The 18,467-nt window shown below is 60.4% G+C and carries 21 protein-coding genes; 4 read left to right on the plus strand and 17 right to left on the minus strand.

The window, feature by feature from the left end; all coding sequences use genetic code 11:
• Positions 1-9: 9 nt before the first annotated feature.
• The 7 genes from TK42_RS22100 to TK42_RS22130 all read right to left on the minus strand — a co-directional run bounded on the left by TK42_RS22100 (position 10) and on the right by TK42_RS22130 (position 6,905).
• Positions 10-357, minus strand: coding sequence for a DUF2493 domain-containing protein (locus TK42_RS22100; protein WP_005788155.1), 348 nt, complete (start codon positions 355-357; stop codon positions 10-12).
• Positions 358-420: 63 nt separating this feature from the next.
• Positions 421-3,135: a magnesium-translocating P-type ATPase gene (gene mgtA / locus TK42_RS22105; RefSeq protein WP_103735130.1), complete on the minus strand. Its 2,715-nt coding sequence runs from the start codon at positions 3,133-3,135 to the stop codon at positions 421-423.
• Between the two features lie 235 nt (positions 3,136-3,370).
• Positions 3,371-3,664, minus strand: coding sequence for a hypothetical protein (locus tag TK42_RS22110; protein WP_103735131.1), 294 nt, complete (start codon positions 3,662-3,664; stop codon positions 3,371-3,373).
• Between the two features lie 318 nt (positions 3,665-3,982).
• Positions 3,983-4,594, minus strand: coding sequence for a LysE family transporter (locus TK42_RS22115; RefSeq protein ID WP_103735132.1), 612 nt, complete (start codon positions 4,592-4,594; stop codon positions 3,983-3,985).
• A 148-nt stretch (positions 4,595-4,742) separates the two neighbouring features.
• A complete protein-coding gene (locus tag TK42_RS22120) occupies positions 4,743-5,234 on the minus strand; it encodes an arsenate reductase ArsC (protein ID WP_032875512.1) in 492 nt (163 codons plus the stop codon).
• A gap of 11 nt (positions 5,235-5,245) precedes the next feature.
• On the minus strand, positions 5,246-6,529 hold the full coding sequence (locus TK42_RS22125) for an arsenic transporter (RefSeq protein ID WP_103735133.1): 1,284 nt from the start codon (positions 6,527-6,529) through the stop codon (positions 5,246-5,248).
• A gap of 19 nt (positions 6,530-6,548) precedes the next feature.
• On the minus strand, positions 6,549-6,905 hold the full coding sequence (locus TK42_RS22130; protein ID WP_032880957.1) for a metalloregulator ArsR/SmtB family transcription factor: 357 nt from the start codon (positions 6,903-6,905) through the stop codon (positions 6,549-6,551).
• A gap of 175 nt (positions 6,906-7,080) precedes the next feature.
• Between TK42_RS22130 and TK42_RS22135 the strand changes: the two genes are divergently transcribed.
• The 4 genes from TK42_RS22135 (at position 7,081) to TK42_RS22150 (ending at position 8,897) form a co-directional block, all read left to right on the plus strand.
• Positions 7,081-7,296, plus strand: a complete 216-nt coding sequence (locus TK42_RS22135; RefSeq protein ID WP_005788169.1) for a hypothetical protein — start codon at positions 7,081-7,083, stop codon at positions 7,294-7,296.
• Positions 7,297-7,367: 71 nt separating this feature from the next.
• Entirely contained in the window at positions 7,368-8,063 is a 696-nt protein-coding gene (locus TK42_RS22140) for an AzlC family ABC transporter permease (RefSeq protein ID WP_005788171.1), read from the plus strand.
• Complete coding sequence (locus tag TK42_RS22145; protein ID WP_005788173.1) at positions 8,060-8,371, plus strand: AzlD domain-containing protein; 312 nt, start codon at positions 8,060-8,062, stop codon at positions 8,369-8,371. The genes TK42_RS22140 and TK42_RS22145 overlap by 4 nt, the downstream gene beginning before the upstream one ends.
• A gap of 172 nt (positions 8,372-8,543) precedes the next feature.
• Positions 8,544-8,897, plus strand: coding sequence for a hypothetical protein (locus tag TK42_RS22150; protein WP_005788175.1), 354 nt, complete (start codon positions 8,544-8,546; stop codon positions 8,895-8,897).
• A 148-nt stretch (positions 8,898-9,045) separates the two neighbouring features.
• Here TK42_RS22150 and TK42_RS22155 read toward each other — a convergent pair whose 3' ends face one another.
• From TK42_RS22155 to TK42_RS27010, 10 genes are all read right to left on the minus strand, one after another.
• Positions 9,046-9,750, minus strand: a complete 705-nt coding sequence (locus TK42_RS22155; protein WP_032875504.1) for a YoaK family protein — start codon at positions 9,748-9,750, stop codon at positions 9,046-9,048.
• A gap of 69 nt (positions 9,751-9,819) precedes the next feature.
• Positions 9,820-11,454 carry an ABC-F family ATP-binding cassette domain-containing protein gene (locus tag TK42_RS22160; RefSeq protein ID WP_103735134.1) on the minus strand — a complete coding sequence of 545 codons (1,635 nt, stop codon included), beginning with the start codon at positions 11,452-11,454 and terminating at the stop codon, positions 9,820-9,822.
• 124 nt (positions 11,455-11,578) lie between these two features.
• A complete protein-coding gene (locus tag TK42_RS22165) occupies positions 11,579-12,628 on the minus strand; it encodes a DNA topoisomerase IB (RefSeq protein WP_103735135.1) in 1,050 nt (349 codons plus the stop codon).
• A 74-nt stretch (positions 12,629-12,702) separates the two neighbouring features.
• Positions 12,703-13,782, minus strand: a complete 1,080-nt coding sequence (gene modC / locus TK42_RS22170) for a molybdenum ABC transporter ATP-binding protein (RefSeq protein WP_032875499.1) — start codon at positions 13,780-13,782, stop codon at positions 12,703-12,705.
• 5 nt (positions 13,783-13,787) lie between these two features.
• Entirely contained in the window at positions 13,788-14,468 is a 681-nt protein-coding gene (modB, locus tag TK42_RS22175) for a molybdate ABC transporter permease subunit (RefSeq protein WP_005788186.1), read from the minus strand.
• The gene (gene modA, locus TK42_RS22180) at positions 14,469-15,218 is read right to left on the minus strand and encodes a molybdate ABC transporter substrate-binding protein (RefSeq protein ID WP_103735136.1); all 750 of its coding nucleotides are present in this window, start codon (positions 15,216-15,218) and stop codon (positions 14,469-14,471) included. It abuts the gene before it with no gap.
• A gap of 113 nt (positions 15,219-15,331) precedes the next feature.
• Complete coding sequence (locus TK42_RS22185) at positions 15,332-16,396, minus strand: nitronate monooxygenase family protein (RefSeq protein WP_103735137.1); 1,065 nt, start codon at positions 16,394-16,396, stop codon at positions 15,332-15,334.
• Between the two features lie 96 nt (positions 16,397-16,492).
• Positions 16,493-17,542: a bifunctional DNA-binding transcriptional regulator/O6-methylguanine-DNA methyltransferase Ada gene (gene ada / locus TK42_RS22190; protein ID WP_103735138.1), complete on the minus strand. Its 1,050-nt coding sequence runs from the start codon at positions 17,540-17,542 to the stop codon at positions 16,493-16,495.
• 75 nt (positions 17,543-17,617) lie between these two features.
• On the minus strand, positions 17,618-18,283 hold the full coding sequence (gene alkB / locus TK42_RS22195) for a DNA oxidative demethylase AlkB (protein WP_032875491.1): 666 nt from the start codon (positions 18,281-18,283) through the stop codon (positions 17,618-17,620).
• Positions 18,284-18,286: 3 nt separating this feature from the next.
• Positions 18,287-18,454 carry a hypothetical protein gene (locus TK42_RS27010; protein ID WP_177464515.1) on the minus strand — a complete coding sequence of 56 codons (168 nt, stop codon included), beginning with the start codon at positions 18,452-18,454 and terminating at the stop codon, positions 18,287-18,289.
• Positions 18,455-18,467 lie beyond the last annotated feature (13 nt).

The raw sequence follows: 18,467 nt of genomic DNA on the forward strand, positions 1-18,467 counted from the left end.
CGCTTGAATTCAGCTTTCTACGGTCAGCACCGAAATGCCGCTGGCTTTGGCCTGGCAGACCAGCTCCGAGGTATCGTCACCGCCGGGCAGGGCGATGATCAGGTCGGGGCGGCTGTCGGCCAGCATGAAGTGGTTGCGCTGGCGTTCCGCCTGCTTGCCGTGGCGCTGCCAATTGGGTGGGTAGCGCACCACGTCTATACCGATTTCCCGCGCCCATTCCTCGATCTCGCTGCCGAGGAACTGGTTGCCGCCGTGGATCAACACCTGCACTGGGTGCAGGCGGTGGTAAGCGTCCAGCACGTGGCGGGACTTTTTGGTGTCGGCGTAATGACGACCTGCACAGATCAAGACGCGCATAGGGAGCATCCTTGTATTGCGCGGTGGCGGCCGGGCGACCACCACCGTTTGAATGGCGGGGGATCAGTACCACTGCTTGAAGCGGCGGATGTAGATCGTTTTCATCAGTTGAGCGACGCAGCAGTAAGCCAGCAGGGTGCCTACCAGCCATGGGAAGTACGCCATCGGCAGCGGTTGCAGACCCACCAGGGTGCCCAGCGGCGAGAACGGCACGTAGATGCCCAAGGCGATCACGATGCAGGTCATCATCAACACCGGCCAGGCGGCCGTGCTCTGGAAGAACGGAATCTTGCGGGTGCGCAGCATATGCACCACCAGGGTTTGCGAAAGCAGCCCTTCGATAAACCAGCCGGACTGGAACAGGGTCTGCATTTCCACACTGTTGGCCGAGAACACGTACCACATCAGGGCAAAGGTGGTGATGTCGAAGATTGATGAGGTCGGCCCGATCCAGATCATGAAGCGGCCGATATTTTTTGCATCCCACTTGCGCGGTTTGGCCAGGTACTCCTTGTCCATCTTGTCCCACGGCAGAGCCAATTGGGAGATGTCGTACATCAGGTTCTGCAGCAGCAGGTGGATCGCCAGCATCGGCATGAACGGAATGAACGCACTGGCTACCAGCACCGAGAACACGTTGCCGAAGTTGGAGCTGGCGGTCATGTTCAGGTACTTCATGATATTGCCGAAGGTTTCGCGGCCCTTGAGCACGCCTTCTTCCAGCACCATCAGGCTCTTTTCCAGCAGGATGATGTCGGCCGACTCCTTGGCGATATCCGTGCCGCTGTCCACCGAAATACCCACGTCGGCATCCCGTAGCGCCGGTGCATCGTTGATGCCGTCGCCGAGAAAGCCCACCGTATGGCCGTTGGCTTGCAGCGCCTTGAGCACACGGGATTTTTGCAGCGGTGTCAGCTTGGCGAACACCGTGCGTTCTTCCACGCGGCGCAGCAGGGTGGCGTCGTCCATGGCTTCGATTTCCACGCCCAGCAGCGGCTGGCCTGGCTCAAGACCGACCTGACGGCAGATCTTGCTGGTGACCACCGCGTTGTCGCCGGTCAACACTTTGACCGCCACGCCAATCTGTTGCAGCGCGGCAATTGCCGGGCCCGCGGTTTCCTTCGGCGGGTCGAGGAAGGTCAGGAAGCCCTGGATCACCAGGTTGCGTTCATCGGCAGTGGTGTATTGCTGACGCGCCAATGCCTTGGGGATATGGCGGGTTGCGACCACCAGTACCCGGAAACCGTCTTCGTTGTAGTCGTTGGCAATCGCCAGCAGTGCCTCGCGACGGCGATCGTCCAGGGGTACGGCGGCGCCGTCTTCCAGGGTGTGGGTTGAAATGCTCAGCATCTCTTCCACGGCCCCTTTGCACACCAGCAACTGGTCACCGGCGGCATCCTTGACCACGATCGACAGGCGACGGCGTACAAAGTCGAAGGGCAATTCATCGACCTTGCTGTAGGCAAATGGCACCTGGAACTTGGGGTTTTGCGCCGAGAACTGCACCACGGCCTGGTCCATCAGGTTCTTCATGCCGCTCTGGTGAAAGCTGTTGAGCCAGGCCAGGGACAGCACCGCGTCGTCGCGCTGGCCGAAGGCGTTGACGTGATGCTCAAGGATGATCTTGTCCTGGGTCAGGGTGCCGGTCTTGTCGGTGCACAGCACATCCATTGAACCGAAGTTCTGGATCGCGTTGAGGCGCTTGACCACCACTTTGCGCTTGGCCATGGCTGTAGCGCCTTTGGCCAGGTTGGCACTGACGATCATCGGCAGCATTTCCGGGGTCAGGCCGACGGCCACCGCCAGGGCAAACAGGAAGGCATCGCCCCAGTCCCCCTTGGAGAAGCCATTGAGGAAGAACACGATCGGCACCATCACCAACATGAAGCGGATCAGCAGCCAACTGACACTGTTCACGCCACGGTCGAAGGCGGTTTGCACCCGGGAGCCGACAATCGCCTTGGCCAGGGAGCCGAAGTAAGTGCGCGGTCCGGTAGCCACCACCACCGCCTTGGCGCGGCCGCTCACCACGTTAGTGCCCATAAAGCAGATGTTCGGCAGGTCCAGCAGATTGCCTTGGTCGACGGCGAGGTTGGAGGCGGATTTTTGCGTGACATCGCCCAGGGTGTCGTACTTCTCCACCGGCAAGGCTTCACCGGTCAGCACGGCCTGGCTGATAAATAGGTCGCGTGACTCGATCAGGCGGATGTCGGCGGGGATCATGTCGCCGGCCGACAACTGCACGATGTCGCCGGCCACCAGATCGCGCATCGGCACTTCGCGCAAAGTGGGCTGGGCGCCGACCTGTTCGCGACGTAGCACGGTGGCGGTGGTGCGTACCATCGCCTTCAGGGCCTCGGCGGATTTGGCCGAACGGTGTTCCTGCCAGAAGCGCAGCAGGCTGCTGAGCAACACCATGGTCATGATGATGATGACTTTGGTCAGATCGACTTCTTCACCTGCCTGCAGTGGCAACCAATAGTCGGTGACAAAGCTGATGCCGCCCAGGGTCAACAGCACGTAGATGAACGGGTTGTTCAGTGCCTGCAGGAACTGGACGATGGCGTGTGGTGGCTTGTCATGGGCGACTTCGTTATAGCCTTCCCGTTGCAGGCGGGCCGAGGCGTCCAGTTCGGTCAGGCCGTCCTGGGTGGCTCGTACATTGGCGAGGGTGGCCGCCAGGCCATTCTGGGCTTCACGGGCGGCGCGCATCGACAGCTTGGTGTCGGCAGCGGTGCCATTTTTCTTGTGCAGAGGCGTGTTTTTTACGGCGCTCATTGTCTGTACTCCTGTCGCCAATTCTCGACAAAACATACCCGGTACTTACCTGCATACAGGCGAGCGAAAGCATGCCGAGCCGCGGACTTCGCGATCGGTTTAAATAAAGTGTTCAGGTAACTTCTACAATGCCCGCTAACAGCGCATTAATTAACTTGCGCGCAGCGGGCTCCTACTGGACTTGTTCATAAAGAACTCCAGGGCATCAATAAGAAAGTTGTTGTTTCCAGCCAGGTCAGGCGGCGCGAGCGCTCACGTAAAGACCGAGCATCAAGCTGGCTTGCGCCAGGCGGGAAACCTTGGGTCTCTGTGGGTCTTGAGGGTCGGCGTGATCCCAGTGCTGCACCAGTTGGCCGCTGTCAGGGCAGATACGCCAGTGCGCCAGCGGCGGTACCGGGCGTACTTGGGAGGAGGGTGCAGCAAAGGCCGGGCGGGTTGGCCTGAAGCTCACGGGCTCGCGGCACAGCTTGGCGCGCAAGGCTGCGGCCAGTGTAGGTACATCGGGTAAAGCAATGAGTTGGAAGGTCATAACACACCTCGGGACCGGACACGCGACCGGTGAGGCAGTTACGGTGGAGCATCGAGCTCTAGCGCAGCTTACCGGACCTGGAAGGCGAGTCCTGTCATATTCTGGGTTTGGCGCCCGATGCCCGCAGAGGCGGTGCTCGGACAGCGACTAGATACTGTGTCCATTGGCTTCTTTTGTGAGGTTTAAAAAAGGCCCCAGTTGCGGGCACGGGCAATCTACTCAGGGCATTACAGAATGTCAACGCATGATTAATTAAATTAGCCCGCGTTCAGAGTTTGTTCAGACAAGAGGCATGTGCAAGTGACTGGCCAGATAACTTTATATACCTTGCGCGGCGAGTATCGCCAGATAGATCAATACTAAACCGCACGCTGCATAACTCACGCGTTGCCAAGTCGGTGATGCGTTCTTGCGCAGCAGGTTCACCAACGCGGCGGTGAGAAAACACGAGAGCACCGACGCCAGCATGAATCCGGCAAAAAACATCAGGGTCTGCCCCTGGCTGGGGGTTGCGCCGACGATGCCCGACAGGGCGCTGCCCAGGGCGCCCCAGTAGACAATATTCTTCGGGTTGGCCAGGGAGATCGCCGCGCCTACGGCCAACGCATTTTTGCCTGAGCTGGCAGGGACGTTGTCGGTTGCGGGTAACTGCCACGCATCAATCAGGCTGCGGATGCCCAGCCAGGCCAGGTACAGCGCGCAGAAGATCGTCAGTGGCACTCGCACCGCATCATGCTGAATCAGCAGTGCGATACCGGTGAGGCCGATCACTGCCCAGACTGCATCGCCTACGAGGGAACCAAACTGCACCATCAGGGCCGGTGTGAAACCATGCAGCAAGCCGCGACGCAGGGTCTCTGCCAGCACCGCGCCAGGAGACAGGCAAAACACAAAACCGAATACCAGCGCATAGACAAAGATCGACAGCATGCCCGTGTCCTTTCAGGAAAGTGCGAAAGCATACGTCAGCGCAGGGTTAAGAAACCATGCAGATTTTAATGGTCCACGATCCAAATGTGGGAGGGGGCTTGCCCCCGATAGCAGTGTGTCAGTCAGCTCATCTGTAGCTGACCCTCCGCTATCGGGAGCAAGCCCCCTCCCACATTGAGGCTATACGCTCAAGTTCAACCTTCAATTCATCCGCGCCGAGGCTGGCAAATGGCAGCGCAAAAAACGCCTCGCAGCGAGCGGCAATAATGTCGAGGGTGGCCTTGAATGCAGCGTCTACCTGGGCTTCATCACCCTGCACGTGGGAAGGGTCCTGCAACCCCCAATGCGCCTTCACCGCCGCACCGAAATACACAGGGCAAGCTTCCCCGGCCGCGTTGTCGCACACCGTGATGACCACATCCGGCGGGCTGCCTTCAAAGGCGTCATTGCCCTTGCTGTACAAACCTTCGGTGCTGATGCCGGCTGCCTGCAGCGTGCTCAGGCTGCGGGGCAAAACCTGGCCCTTGGGGAAACTGCCGGAGCTGATCGCTTCGAAGCCCTCAGGCGCCATATGATTGAACATGGCTTCGGACAAAATACTGCGACAACTGTTAGCGGTACACATGAAAAGCACTTTCATTGCAGGCTCCTTTAAACGCTCAGGCGCAAGGCGAGGGCAGCGAGGGTGATCAACAGCACCGGCAAAGTCAGCACGATTCCGACCTTGAAGTAGTAACCCCAAGTGATAGTGATGCCTTTGCGTGCCAGGATATGCAGCCACAGCAAGGTGGCCAAACTGCCTATGGGGGTGATTTTCGGGCCCAGGTCGCTGCCGATCACATTGGCGTAGATCATTGCGTCCTTGACCACGCCCACAGCATGGCTGGACTCGATGGAGAGTGCGCCGATCAGCACCGTCGGCAGGTTATTCATCGCCGATGAGAGCAGCGCCGTCAGCACCCCGGTGCCCATAGCCGCGCCCCACACACCATAGGTGGCGAAAGTGTCGAGCCAGGTGGCCAGGTAGTCGGTCAGGCCGGCGTTACGCAGCCCATACACCACCAGGTACATGCCCAGGGAAAAGATCACGATCTGCCAGGGCGCTTCCTTGAGGACTTTACGTGTGGAAATCTTGTGGCCCTTGGCGGCAATCACCAGCAGCAGTACGGCGCAGACGGCGGAAATCGCACTGATGGGAATGCCCAGAGGTTCCAGGGCGAAACAGCCGATGAGCAGAATACCCAGTACCCACCAACCGGCGCGGAACGTCGCGGGGTCGTGGATGGCACTGGCGGGGTCTTCCAGGTCGGCCGGGTCGTAGGTCTGGGGAATGTCCCGGCGGAAAAACCACAGCAGCACTGCCAGGGTCGCGGCCACGCTGACCAGGTTCACCGGCACCATCACGGCGGCATATTCGTTGAAGCCGATCTTGAAATAATCAGCCGAGACGATGTTTACCAGGTTCGATACCACCAATGGCAGGCTCGCCGTATCGGCGATAAACCCCGCGCCCATGACGAATGCCAGGGTCGCTGCCGGTGAAAAACGCAGGGCCAGCAGCATCGACATCACGATGGGCGTGAGAATCAACGCCGCACCGTCATTGGCAAACAGCGCCGACACCAGCGCACCCAGCAGCACCATATAGGCAAACAACCGCCGTCCGCGGCCACGCCCCCAACGCGCCACATGCAGGGCTGTCCAGGCAAAGAAGCCGGCTTCGTCCAGCAACAGGCTGATGATGATCAGTGCGACGAAGGTACCGGTGGCATTCCAGATGATGTGCCACACCACCGGGATGTCCGCCAGGCTGATCACCCCGCAACCCAGGGCCAGGATCGCGCCCAGGCTGGCACTCCAGCCCACGCCAAGGCCCTTGGGCTGCCAGATGACCAGTACGATGGTGACGAGGAAAATCGCAATTGCGACAAGCATGAATAAACGCTCCGATGGCTCAGCAGCAGGTGCTGGCCCGTTGTGGTCTGTCGCCCATTGCATCCAGACGCAGCGCGTCGTTCTGCAACCATGGCTGGTTGGCTTGCAGGGTGGTGTCCAGCACCTGTGTGACCCAGGCGGGCAGTGCCGGGTTGATGCGGTAGTAGATCCATTGCCCTTGACGGCGGTCCAGCAGCAGCCCGCAACTGCGCAGTTGCGCCAGATGACGGGAGATCTTCGGCTGGCTATCGTCCAAGGCATGGATCAGTTCGCATACGCAAAGTTCGCCTTCGCGCAGGATCAATAGGGTCATCCGAGTGCGGGTGGCATCAGCCAGGCACTTGAACAGGGTGGGAGGAGAGAGGAGATCCGACATGATCAGGGTATCCATATATGGTTATTCGAATATACGTATTTCCATATGTTTTGGTCAAATCCTGTTTCAGTTGATATGGATCAAATGCCCGTGAAACAGCCACAACTGTTTGAAATTAAAATGAAACACAAAGGTCCTACAGTGCCTGCTCATTGCTGATGAAGGAAGAACCCGCGTGACCCGTGCCACTCGCAACCTGCGCAAGACCCTGGATTCCGTCGCGGAAAATAACGAAACCGCGGCGTTCGACCTGATGCGCGCCGTGGAAAAGCTCGGTGACGAAGTGCTGCGCCAGCGCCTGCTCAATACCATCCACCGGCTGAACCAGGACGCGTACGAACTGCGTGAAGCGCGGGATTCGGTGGAGCAGGTTTCGGTGAGGCTCGCCTGAGCAAGATCGTTCAAGACAAGCCCCTGATTGCACTGGCATGCTTGTCGACTGTCCGTCGATGAGCCGTTTCCATGCCCACTGCATTACCTCATTACGCCTTCACTCGCGGCGCCATCGCCGTTATTCCCTTGTCTCTTGCCTGCGCCCCGTGGGGGTTGCTCGCCGGCTCCATGGCCATCGATGCGCAATTTACCCCGCTGCAAGCCCAAGGCTTGTCTGCCATCGTGTTTGCCGGTGCGGCGCAGTTGGTGGCCATCGGCATGGTCAAGAGCGGTGCCAGCCTGATATCCATCGTACTCACCACTTTGTTACTGACCTCCCAGCATCTGCTCTATGGCATGCACATGCGTCCCACGCTGTCGTCGCTCAATGTCCGGTGGCGCATGAGCCTGGGTTTCCTGCTGACCGATGAATTCTTTGCCCTGGTCAACCACTATGACCGCCAGACCTTCAATCGCTGGTACGCATTGGGCGTCGGCCTGACGTTTTACATCATCTGGAACCTCTTCACCCTGGCCGGCATTGTGTTGGGCAAAAGCATTCCAGGTCTTGATCAGTTGGGGCTGGAATTTTCCATTGCCGCGACCTTTATCGCCCTGATTACCCCCGTGGTGCGCGATGTGCCGACCGTGGTGTGTGTCGCGGTCTCGCTGCTGTGTTCGGTGTGGTTGAGTTATTTGCACTGGGAGTCGGCGGTGGTGGTCTCGGGTGTACTGGGGATGAGCGCAGGTTTTGCCTGCAAGCGATTGGGAGTTGGGCAGCGATGATTTACCTGATGATTGTGGCCATGGGCCTTGTGGTGTTTTTCAACCGCTACCTGTTTATTGAGCCACGTTTGCCGGTGAGGCTTAATCGTGGCGCCCGTGAGTTCCTGGGTTTTGCCGTGCCGGGGATGCTTACGGCGATCTGCGGGCCGATTATTTTCCTGGCCGATCATCGGCTCAACTTGAGCCCGAGCAACCCTTACTTGCTCGCAGGTATCTGCGCCGTGGCCTTGATGTTCTGGACGCGCAGTGTGCTGATCACTGTGCTGTTGAGCATGGCGCTGTTCTATCTGTTTCGCTGGTGGTTCTGACGCCAGGGCAAAAAAAAGCCCGCGGGAGGGCGGGCAGAAGGGAGACTTCCAAAAAATGAGCTTGGCCACTATAGACGGCGGGTTGGCCCGTCACAGTGAAACAAAGTTCATGGGCGCGTCAGTTGGCCGCGGCACAGTGGTAGAGTCACGGTTTTTCCAAGGAAGCACAGGCATGTTCAAGATGGTAATCGGCGCATTGGTACTGGCCGCACTGGCCGGTTGCGCGGGCTCGAAGATGAAAGAGGCGCGTGCAGGCAGCCCCTATAAAACCCTGGCATCGGACAAGGCCACCCTGGTGGTCGCCCAGTGCATTCAGTTCGGCTGGCAGGATGAGCGCGTGTTCGGCGTTGATGCCGGCGGTTTCAAGGAGCCCACCGAGGCAGGTGGCTACACCGTCTACACCACGGCCGGCGACTACTTTGTTGACATACAAAGCACAGGGGCGGGTTCTACCGTCAAATACTATGCCGTGGAGGACAACATGCCAGCCAAACGTCGCCTGGCAGCGCTTGCCACTTGTCTGTAATACCTTGCCTTAACCCGATTCCGAAACGCCTGGCGGGACAGCCGCCGGGCATTGCCTTATGATTCAATCGCTCGCTCGACGTGATGGCTCTTTACCGGTACACGGATGTCGAGGCTTAAACGTCGAGCGAGCACCTCTTTGTTCAGCCTCAACGCGGCATAAAACCCAAGTGCCAGCGCCGCGGAATCATCAATGTCACCAGCCCCAATAACCCCGCCAATGCACCACTGACCCACAGTGCGCGCAGTCCCATTTGCTGCTCCAGCAGTGCGCCGATCACGGCACCGACAAACATTCCGGCCCACGGAATCAATTGCACGCGCCAGCCATTGCGACGCTCGCCCATTACCCAGCGCCCCAGCCCGCGACCAAAGCGTGAGAGCGCCCCGGTGACGTAAGTGAGCCCCACGGGTAATCCGTTCACTTCTTCGACCGCCGCGTTGAGCATGCCCATGGCAATAATTGCCGCGAGCAACGCGGGCAAGGTGTCGGTCGCCGGCAACAGCGCCGCGCCGCAGAGCAAGGCGCCGATGCACAGCAACAACGGCAGTGCGTGGCGCTTGCTGAAACGGCTGACCACCACACCCAAGGCATTACCGACCACAAAGGTGGCAACCAGCAACACCAGACGCCCGGTGAGCCCCAGGTCACCCGCGCTGATGGCCACCGCCAGGCGCGTGGTGTTGCCGCTCATGAACGAGACGAAATCGCCGCTGGCCATAAAGCCAATGGCATCGGTCATGCCCGCCAGCACCGACAGGCAGGCCACCAGCATCAAGCCCACGCGGCCACGCCAGCGCTGGCGATGGGCGAGCGTGGCATTGGTGTAAGGCTTGCGGGACGAAGGCAGCATGGGGCTGGGTTCCACGATGAGATTATTCGGCCACTACCGTAGGACGCTTTGCGTGTATGCGCAATGACTTCAGGCACGTTCCAGTTGCCAGCCTGTGGGGTGCCAGGTCAGATGATGAGTCGGCTCGATCGCCTGCAAGAATGCAGGGTCGTGTGACACGGCCAGCATCGCGCCGGTAAATCCCTTCAAGGCCTGTTCAAAGGCAAGCACCGACTCCAGGTCCAAGTGGTTGGTGGGTTCATCCAGGAGCAACAATTGCGCCGGTGTATCACGCCACAAGGCAACGGCCATGGCGGCTTTCAAGCGCTCGCCACCGCTGAGTTGCCCGGTCGGCCGCGTGACCCGCGAAGCATCCAGCTGCAGCAGCGCCAGGCGCGTGCGCAGTTCGGCTTCGGCCAACGGCGTGTCGAGCAGGTTAAGCTGCTCGACAACGCTGCACCGGTCATCCAGCAACGTCAGCTGCTGATCGATATAAGCGCTGGGCACCGCCACTGTGCACCCGCCACTCACCGCCTGCCACTGGCCTGCAAGTAATTTGAGCAGGGTGGATTTACCGCAACCGTTCGGCCCGCGCACGGCAACGCGTGCGGCCCCCGACAGGCTGATCGTCAGGTAGGTGCCCGACGCCTTGGGGTCGAGCCAGGGCAATTGCGCACGTTCCAGAGTCAGGACCTGCCGGCCGTTGGGTACTGCCGAGCCTGGCAAGGCGAGCAGGGTCGGTGTCTCATCCACTACGCGCGCGTAGGCTTGGCGCACCTGGGCGTCGAGTTGGTGTTTGTGATCGTGGTGGGCACTGCGTACCGTGCTGACGACTTCCTTGGCAGCGCTTTTCCAGCGGGACTTGGTAAAACGGTCGACGTTGGCGGTCTCGGCCTGCTTGCGTGAGCGCGCAGCATGGCGCTGGAGGCTGTCATGGTCTTTTTGCAAGCGCCGACGCTCACGGCTACGTTCCTGGCGCGCATGTTCCCATGCGGCGATAGCGGCGTGCTGTTGGGTATCGCGTTGCTGTCGATAGGCAGCGTAGTTGCCGCCATACACCTGAACGCCAAGGGGCGATAATTCGATGATGCGCGCCATGGTGTCGAGTAATTGGCGGTCATGGCTGACCACCACCAGGCCGCCGCGCCAATCAGCCAGTTCGCGCAACAGCCACTCGCGCCCGGCGCTGTCGAGGTGGTTGCTGGGTTCGTCCAGAATCAACAACTGCGGCGCCGCCAACAGCGCTCCGATCAGCGCGACCCTGGCCAGTTGGCCGCCGCTGAGTCGGTCGGATTGAGTGTCGGCGGCAAGTGTTGGCAAGCCTGCGGCATCCAATGCCAGGCGCAGACGCTCTGCGAGGTCCCAGCGATCATCGATCAGTTCCAGATCGCCCAGGCGGCCATCGCCGCGTGCCATACGCTCCAGGGCGGCCAGGGCAGGGGCGGTGCCGGTGATATGGGCGACAGTTTCTCCCGCTTGAATCGTCAACGCCTGGGGCACATAGATCAGGCTGAGCGGTCTTTTCAACGTGCCGGAGGACGGTTGCAGGATGCCGGCCATCAACTTCGCCAGGATACTTTTGCCACGGCCATTGCGCCCGACGATGCCGGTGTGGGTGCGATCAATGGACAGGTTCACGTCCTCCAGCAAGGTTTCGCCATTGGCGAACTGGAAAGACACATGTTGCAGGGAAACAAGAACGGGCAGCCGGTTGACGTCAGTCATCAGCACCTCCAAAAAAATGTCGAACAGGCCAACAAGCGCGCCAGGCGGCTCGTTGCGGATACATTCTGGAAGGCTTAGTTGTTCACGTCGGCGCTCGTCCCGTAAATCAGAAGGGGCGCAAAGGCTAACCCACCTTGGCTTTGTGCGGCAAGTCTTCGGCCAGCTTCTCCAGGAACATCGCCAGGGCGACTTCCTCGGCTTTCAGACCCTTGCGCACTCGTGGCTTGGGCAGTTTCGACAGTTCGCCGAGGCTGAAATGCTCAAGCACCGCGGGGTGGATGTAGCACTTGCGGCACACGGCGGGCGTGTTGCCCAACTGCCTGGCCACGTCCTTGACCATTCCTACCACGTGCCGCTTGGCGTCTGACTCCGGCTGCCACGCCAACTCGCGCAACACCGCCAATGCCATCGCCGTGCCCGCCCAGGTGCGGTAGTCCTTGGCGGTGAAGTCTTCGCCGGTGAGTTCGTGCAGGTAAGCGTTGACGTCATGGGAACTGACGGTGTGGCGTTCACCGTCTTCGTCCAGATACTGGAACAGGTTCTGCCCGGGCAATTCCATGCAGCGCTTGACCACGCGGGCCAGGCGTCGGTCCTTGACGCTCACTTGGTGCTCGACACCGCTTTTGCCGCGAAACTGAAACTGGATTTCGCTGCCCTTGATGTCCACATGGCGATTGCGCAGGGTGGTCAGGCCGTAGGATTTATTCTCGCGGGCGTATTGGGTATTGCCGACGCGGATCAGCGTGGCGTCCAGCAACGTCACCACCGTGGCCAGCACCTTTTCGCGGGTAAAGCCGGGCTCGGCGATTTGGGCTTCCAGCTGTTTGCGCAATTTTGGCAAGGCGCTGCCGAATGCCTGCAACCGCGAATACTTGTCGCTGTCACGCACTTCGCGCCAGCGTGGGTGGTAACGGTATTGCTTGCGGCCACGGGCGTCGCGGCCGGTGGCTTGCAGATGGCCGTGCGGGTCGGCGCAGATCCACACATCGGTGTAGGCAGGCGGTACAGCCAACGCGTTCAGACGTTTTATTTCATCAGCATCGGTAATGCGCTGGCCTTTTGCGTCCAGGTATTGAAACTTTCCCCGCAGCTTTTTACGGCGGATTCCAGGCTGGGTGTCATCCACATAATGCAGGTCACGGGGCAGGTCGGCGGGCAACGAAGAGTCGGGCATGGTGCGGGTTCCTTGGCAACAAATCAGGCCGGTATGTCTGATTGACCGCAGCGTTTTGCGGTCGTGCCAATTGCTTAAGCCAGCACCGCCACCGCCTTGATTTGCGCCCACAGCACCTGGCCCGGATGCAGTTGCAGCTGGTCGCGGGAGAAACGCGTGATACGTGCCAGCAATGGTGTGCCGCCGGCATCCAGGCGTACCAGAACATGGGCGCTGTTATCCGCCCCCATATCCTGGATGACCGTCACGGGCAAACGATTGAGGATGCTGCTGTGTTCGTCCGCTTGCAGGTTGAGGCTCACATCCCGTGCCTGGATCTTGACCCGCAACGGTTTACCCACCGCCACCGGCGCATGGGCCACGCGAATCTGCAATCGGCAGTCAGGCAGTTGCAGGGTGAGCAACTGATAGTGCGCGTCGTAGGCAATGACGCTGCCGGCGATCACCACGCCGGCATCGTCGCCCAGGGCCAGGGGCAAATCGAGACGCGCCAGGGTTTCGCCGATGGGGCCGCTGGCCAGGGCCTTGCCGTCGCTGAGCAGGACGATATGGTCGGCCAGGCGCGCGACTTCATCCTGGGCATGGCTGACGTAGAGCACCGGGATATCCAGCTCGTCGTGCAGGCGCTCCAGGTACGGCAGGATCTCGTTTTTGCGTTTGCTGTCCAAGGCGGCCAGCGGTTCATCCATCAGTAACAGCCTGGGGCTGGTGAGCAAGGCCCTGGCGATACCGATGCGCTGACGCTCGCCCCCGGACAGGTGTTGTGGGTGACGCTCAAGCAGGTGACCGATGCCCAGCAGCTCGGTGGCCTGGGCCATATCCACACGCCGTTGCGCGCGCGGGATGCGCTTGAGGCCGAACTCCAGATTGGCCCGTACCGACAGGTGAGCAAACAGGCTTGCCTCTTGGAATACATACCCCAAGGCGCGTTTATGCGGCGGTACGAACAGCCCGTTGCGGCTGTCTTGCCAGACCTCATCATTGATCTGTACAAAACCCTCCTCGGCGCGCTCCAAACCGGCGATACAACGCAGGCAGGTGGTCTTGCCGGAGCCGGACTGTCCATATAACGCGGTCACCCCACGCCCAGGCAATTGCAGGTCCACGTCCAGCGCAAAGGCGGAATATTTCAAGTTCAGACGTATATCAATCATCACGATCAGCTCCAGCCCATCCTGGTTTTGCGGCTGGAGTACAACGCCAGCAATACGAGGAACGCGAACACCACCATGGCGCCGGCCAACCAATGGGCCTGGGCATATTCCATGGCTTCGACGTGGTCGTATATTTGCACCGAGACTACTCGGGTCTTGTCCGGGATATTGCCGCCGATCATCAACACCACGCCGAACTCGCCGACGGTATGGGCAAAGCCGAGGATCGACGCGGTGATAAAACCCGGGCGTGCCAGGGGCAGGATCACTGTGAAAAACGTGTCCCACGGATTGGCGCGCAAGGTCGCGGCTACTTCCAATGGGCGTGTGCCGATGGCGGAAAAGGCGTTCTGCAACGGCTGCACCACGAACGGCATGGAATAGATCACCGAGCCGATCACCAGCCCGGCAAAACTGAATGTAAGCGTGCCCAGGCCCAGCCATTGGGTGAACTGGCCAAAGTAACCGTTGGGGCCCATGGTCAACAGCAAGTAGAAACCGATGACCGTTGGCGGCAGCACCAACGGTAATGCGACTACTGCACCGACGGGGCCGCGCCACCATGAGGTGGTGCGCGACAGCCACAGGGCTATCGGAGTGCCGATGATCAACAGGATCACAGTAGTCAGTGACGCCAGTTTGATGGTCAACCAGATCGCGGAAAAGTCAGCACTCGACAGGGGCATTTACAGCTCGTAGCCGTAGGATTTGATGATGGCAGCGGCTTTCGGGCCTTTCAGGTACTCAACCAGCGCCTTGGCAGCGGCGCTGTCCTTGCCTTTGTTGAGGATCACGGCGTCCTGTTTGATCGGGTCATGCATCGATGCCGGAACAATCCACGCCGAACCGCTGGTGACTTTGCCGTCTTTATAGATCTGCGACAAGGCGACAAAGCCCAGCTCGGCATTCCCGGTGGACACGAACTGATAGGCCTGGGTGATGTTCTGGCCTTCGACGAGCTTGTCCTTGACCTGCGCGGTCAAACCTTGCTTGGCCAGTACCTGGGTGGCGGCCAGGCCATAGGGCGCGGCTTTGGGGTTGGCGATGGACAGGTGCTTGAATTGATTGTGCTTGAGCACTTCGCCCTTGGCGTCTACGTAGCCCGCTTTTGCCGACCACAGCGCAAGGGTGCCGACGGCGTAGGTAAAACGCGACCCCTTGACCGTCTGGCCTTCGCTTTCGAGCTTCTGGGGGGTAGTGTCATCGGCGCTGAGGAACACCTCGAACGGCGCGCCGTTCTTGATCTGGGTGTAGAACTGCCCGGTAGCACCGTAGGCTGCGATGAGCGTGTGGCCGGTGTCTTTTTCGAAGTCGGCGGCAATTGCCTGGATCGGCGCGGTGAAGTTGGCGGCCACGGCCACCTGCACTTCACCGGCATGGGCCGAACCCAGCACGAACACGGCAAGCAGGGGGGCCAGGCGCGAGATACGGTTCATCGTGAAGCGACTCCTTGGGCTGTACGGGGCGTTCAGGTAGAAGGCTCTACCGCTATGTATGGGAATATATAGCGGTTGGCCATTGCCGGTACAGTGCAAAGTTGCCGCTGATGTCAGTGGCGCGCGAGTCGGGTCAACGCCTGCTCGGACAGTTGACGCGTCAGGTCATAAGTGGACAGGTCTTTGCCAAGCCCCAGTGCCTGGCCCGCCCACAGGTTGCTGAAACCTGCTTCATCCTTGGCCTTGAGCGGCATTAACGCACCACCGGCTTTGGGGAATGCCGGGGCGCTCGGGTTGATCGGGCCGAGTTCCCGCATCACGCGGTTGACGATGCCCCGCGCCGGGCGGCCGGTGAAGAGGTTGGTCAGTGCCGTCTCACTGGCCTGGGCATGGCGCAGCGCGTGGTGGTGAGAGGCGGTGATGCTGGCTTCGGGCGTGAATAGGTACGCCGTGCCAATCTGGACTGCCGAGGCACCCAGGGCGAGGGCCGCTACGATGCCACGCGCATCACCGATGCCGCCTGCGGCAATCACCGGCACGCTGACCGCGTCGACCACTTGCGGCACCAGTGCCATCAAACCGATCTGGCTGTTCAGGTCATCGCTGAGGAATAGGCCACGGTGCCCACCGGCTTCAATGCCCATGGCAATAATTGCGTCGCAGCCGTGTTTTTCCAGCCAGATCGCTTCCTCAACGGTGGTGGCCGAGGACAGCACTTTGGCGCCCGTGGCTTTTACCCGATCGAGCAAGGACTTTTCCGGCAGACCAAAATGAAAGCTCACGACTTCCGGGCGCAGTTGTTCCACCAACTGGCACGCCGCGTCGTTGAACGGTGCGCGATTGGACACGGGGGTGGGCGCATCAAAATCGGCACCAAGTTCGTGATAGTAGGGTTGCAGCACATCCTTCCAATGGCGGTCACGCTCTTCATCGGCCACAGGCGGCTGATGGCAGAAGAAGTTCAGATTCAACGGCCGTGTACTGGCCTGGCGGATGACAGTGACCGCTTCACGCAGTTGCTCGATACTCAGCGCTGCGGCAGGCATGGAACCCAGCGCCCCCGCGCGTTGGGCAGCGATGACCATGGCGGTGGTCGTCGCGCCGGCCATTGGCGCCTGGATGATCGGCACGTCGATGCCCAGCAGGTCGAGAATACGGGTGTCTGGCCAGGTGCTCATGGGATGCGTCTCCAGCGTTAGTAGGGCATTTCGCTGTTTTAGCAGGGCCGTTGGCGCCGGGCCACTCTGTTTTATTCACTGGACGAGAATGGCGTTTTATGAAGGCGGGGTTTCGCGCTTCAGCAACTCACGTTTGCGTTCCACCCCCCAGCGGTACCCCGAAAGCTCGCCATTGCTGCGAACCACACGATGACAGGGAATCGCCACCGCCAGGTGGTTGGCACCACAGGCCTGGGCCACGGCGCGAAAGGCGGTGGGTGCGCCGATGTATTCGGCTATCTGGGCATAGCTGGCGGTACTTCCTACCGGGATTTCGCGCAATGCCTGCCATACCCGTTCCTGAAAGGCCGTGCCGCGCAGGTCCAGAGGCAGATCCAGGCCCAGGGCAGGGGCTTCGACAAAGCCCACCACCTGGGCGACCAGCTGTTCGAAATCCTGATCCGCGCCAACCAACTTGGCCTTGGGAAACTGATCTTGCAGGTCGCGCACCAGTTTATCCGGATCATCCCCGAGCAAAATCGCACACACGCCACGCTGACTCTGCGCCACCAGAATTGCGCCCAGCGAGCATTGGCCAACGGCAAAGCGAATGGTGTTATTGACGCCGCCGCCTTTGTAGTCCTTGGGTTTCATGCCGAGTAGCTGGTCAGCCGCTTCATAAAAACGGCTGTTGGCGTTAAAGCCTGCGTCATACAGGGCGTCTGTCACCGACTGCTGCCCCTTGAGGCCATCGCGGACCTTACGTGAGCGCAGGGCGCTGGCGTAGCGCTTGGGGGTCAAGCCAGTGCCGGCCTTGAACACACGGTGGAAGTGGAACGGGCTCAACCCGGCCTGGCCTGCCAGTACATCCAGGCTCGGGGGCGTTTCAGCCTGTTCGATCAGCCGGCAGGCGTCGGCGACTAACTGCGCATGGTAAGCCGCCAGTTGAGTCTGATCGCCCGTAGCGCGTTTGCTGGCACGATAACCCGCGGCTTCGGCCTGGGCCGGTGTGTCGAAGAACTCGATATTCTCAGGGCGTGGCAAACGCGAAGCACTGCTGGGGCGGCAATACACGCCCGTGGTTTTCACGCCGTAGACAAACAGGGCATCTGCCTTGGCATCGCGGGCAATGATGGCGGCCCAGCGCGGATCGTGTTCGTTGTTCATGGCCTGCACTCCAGACGGTTCAGGGGCAGATTAAGCGGGTCGCCCACCGGTAAAACTCCGAAGCTTGCGGTCAAATTAGCCGGCGGTGCGAAAGGTCAGGTTGATGCGTTGCGCGCCCATGACCGGATGCTCGCCGGCCTTGATCGGCATCACCCCATGAAAGCGCAGGCGATCAACCCCGCCCCACACCACCACATCGCCATGGAACAGCGAGACTTTTTGCGTTTTGTCACTGCGCTCATGGCCACCGAACAGGAAAATCGCCGGTAGGCCGAGGGACACTGAGACCACCGGCGCGCTGTAGCTGCGCTCGTTCTTGTCCTGGTGCAGAGACATCTTTGCCCCTGGCACGTAACGGTTGATCAGGCAGGCGTCAGGCAGGAAGTCGCGGAAGCCGGCCTCGGTTGCCGCCGCCATGGCCAGTTGGCGCAACGCATCCGGCATGGCGGGCCAGGGTTGCTGGTTGCGCGGGTCGAGTGGGCTGTAGCGATAGCCGCGGGTATCGGTGGTCCAGCCCAGTTCGCCGCAACTGCTCAGCGCTGCCGACATGGTAAAGCCACCGGGCGTGACCATTTGCCGAAAGGGGGACTGGGCCAGCACACGCCGCAACTCAGGTAGCAACCGCTCAATCCAGGGCAGGGCATAGCCCCTTAGAACGTAGGATTCTTCACCGATCTGCTCGCGCCCGGCAGGTTGTTGCAGGGCATCATCGGCGAACAAATCGGCAGTAGGGCCCGGCATGACTTACAGCGCCTTGCTCACGGTGATGTCGGTAATTACGTCGCTGGCATCGTGAATTTTCGCCAGGGCTTGCTTGGCTTCTTCGACGCTGTTGGCGGTCAACTGGGCAAATTCGAAGCGGCGTTCGCCGTTGAGCTTGTACTTGATGACGTATTTGGTCGTATGGGTCACTGCTTTTTTCCTG

This window comes from Pseudomonas sp. GZJR-8, from assembly GCF_002916705.1.
GTDB lineage: Bacteria > Pseudomonadota > Gammaproteobacteria > Pseudomonadales > Pseudomonadaceae > Aquipseudomonas > Aquipseudomonas synxantha_A.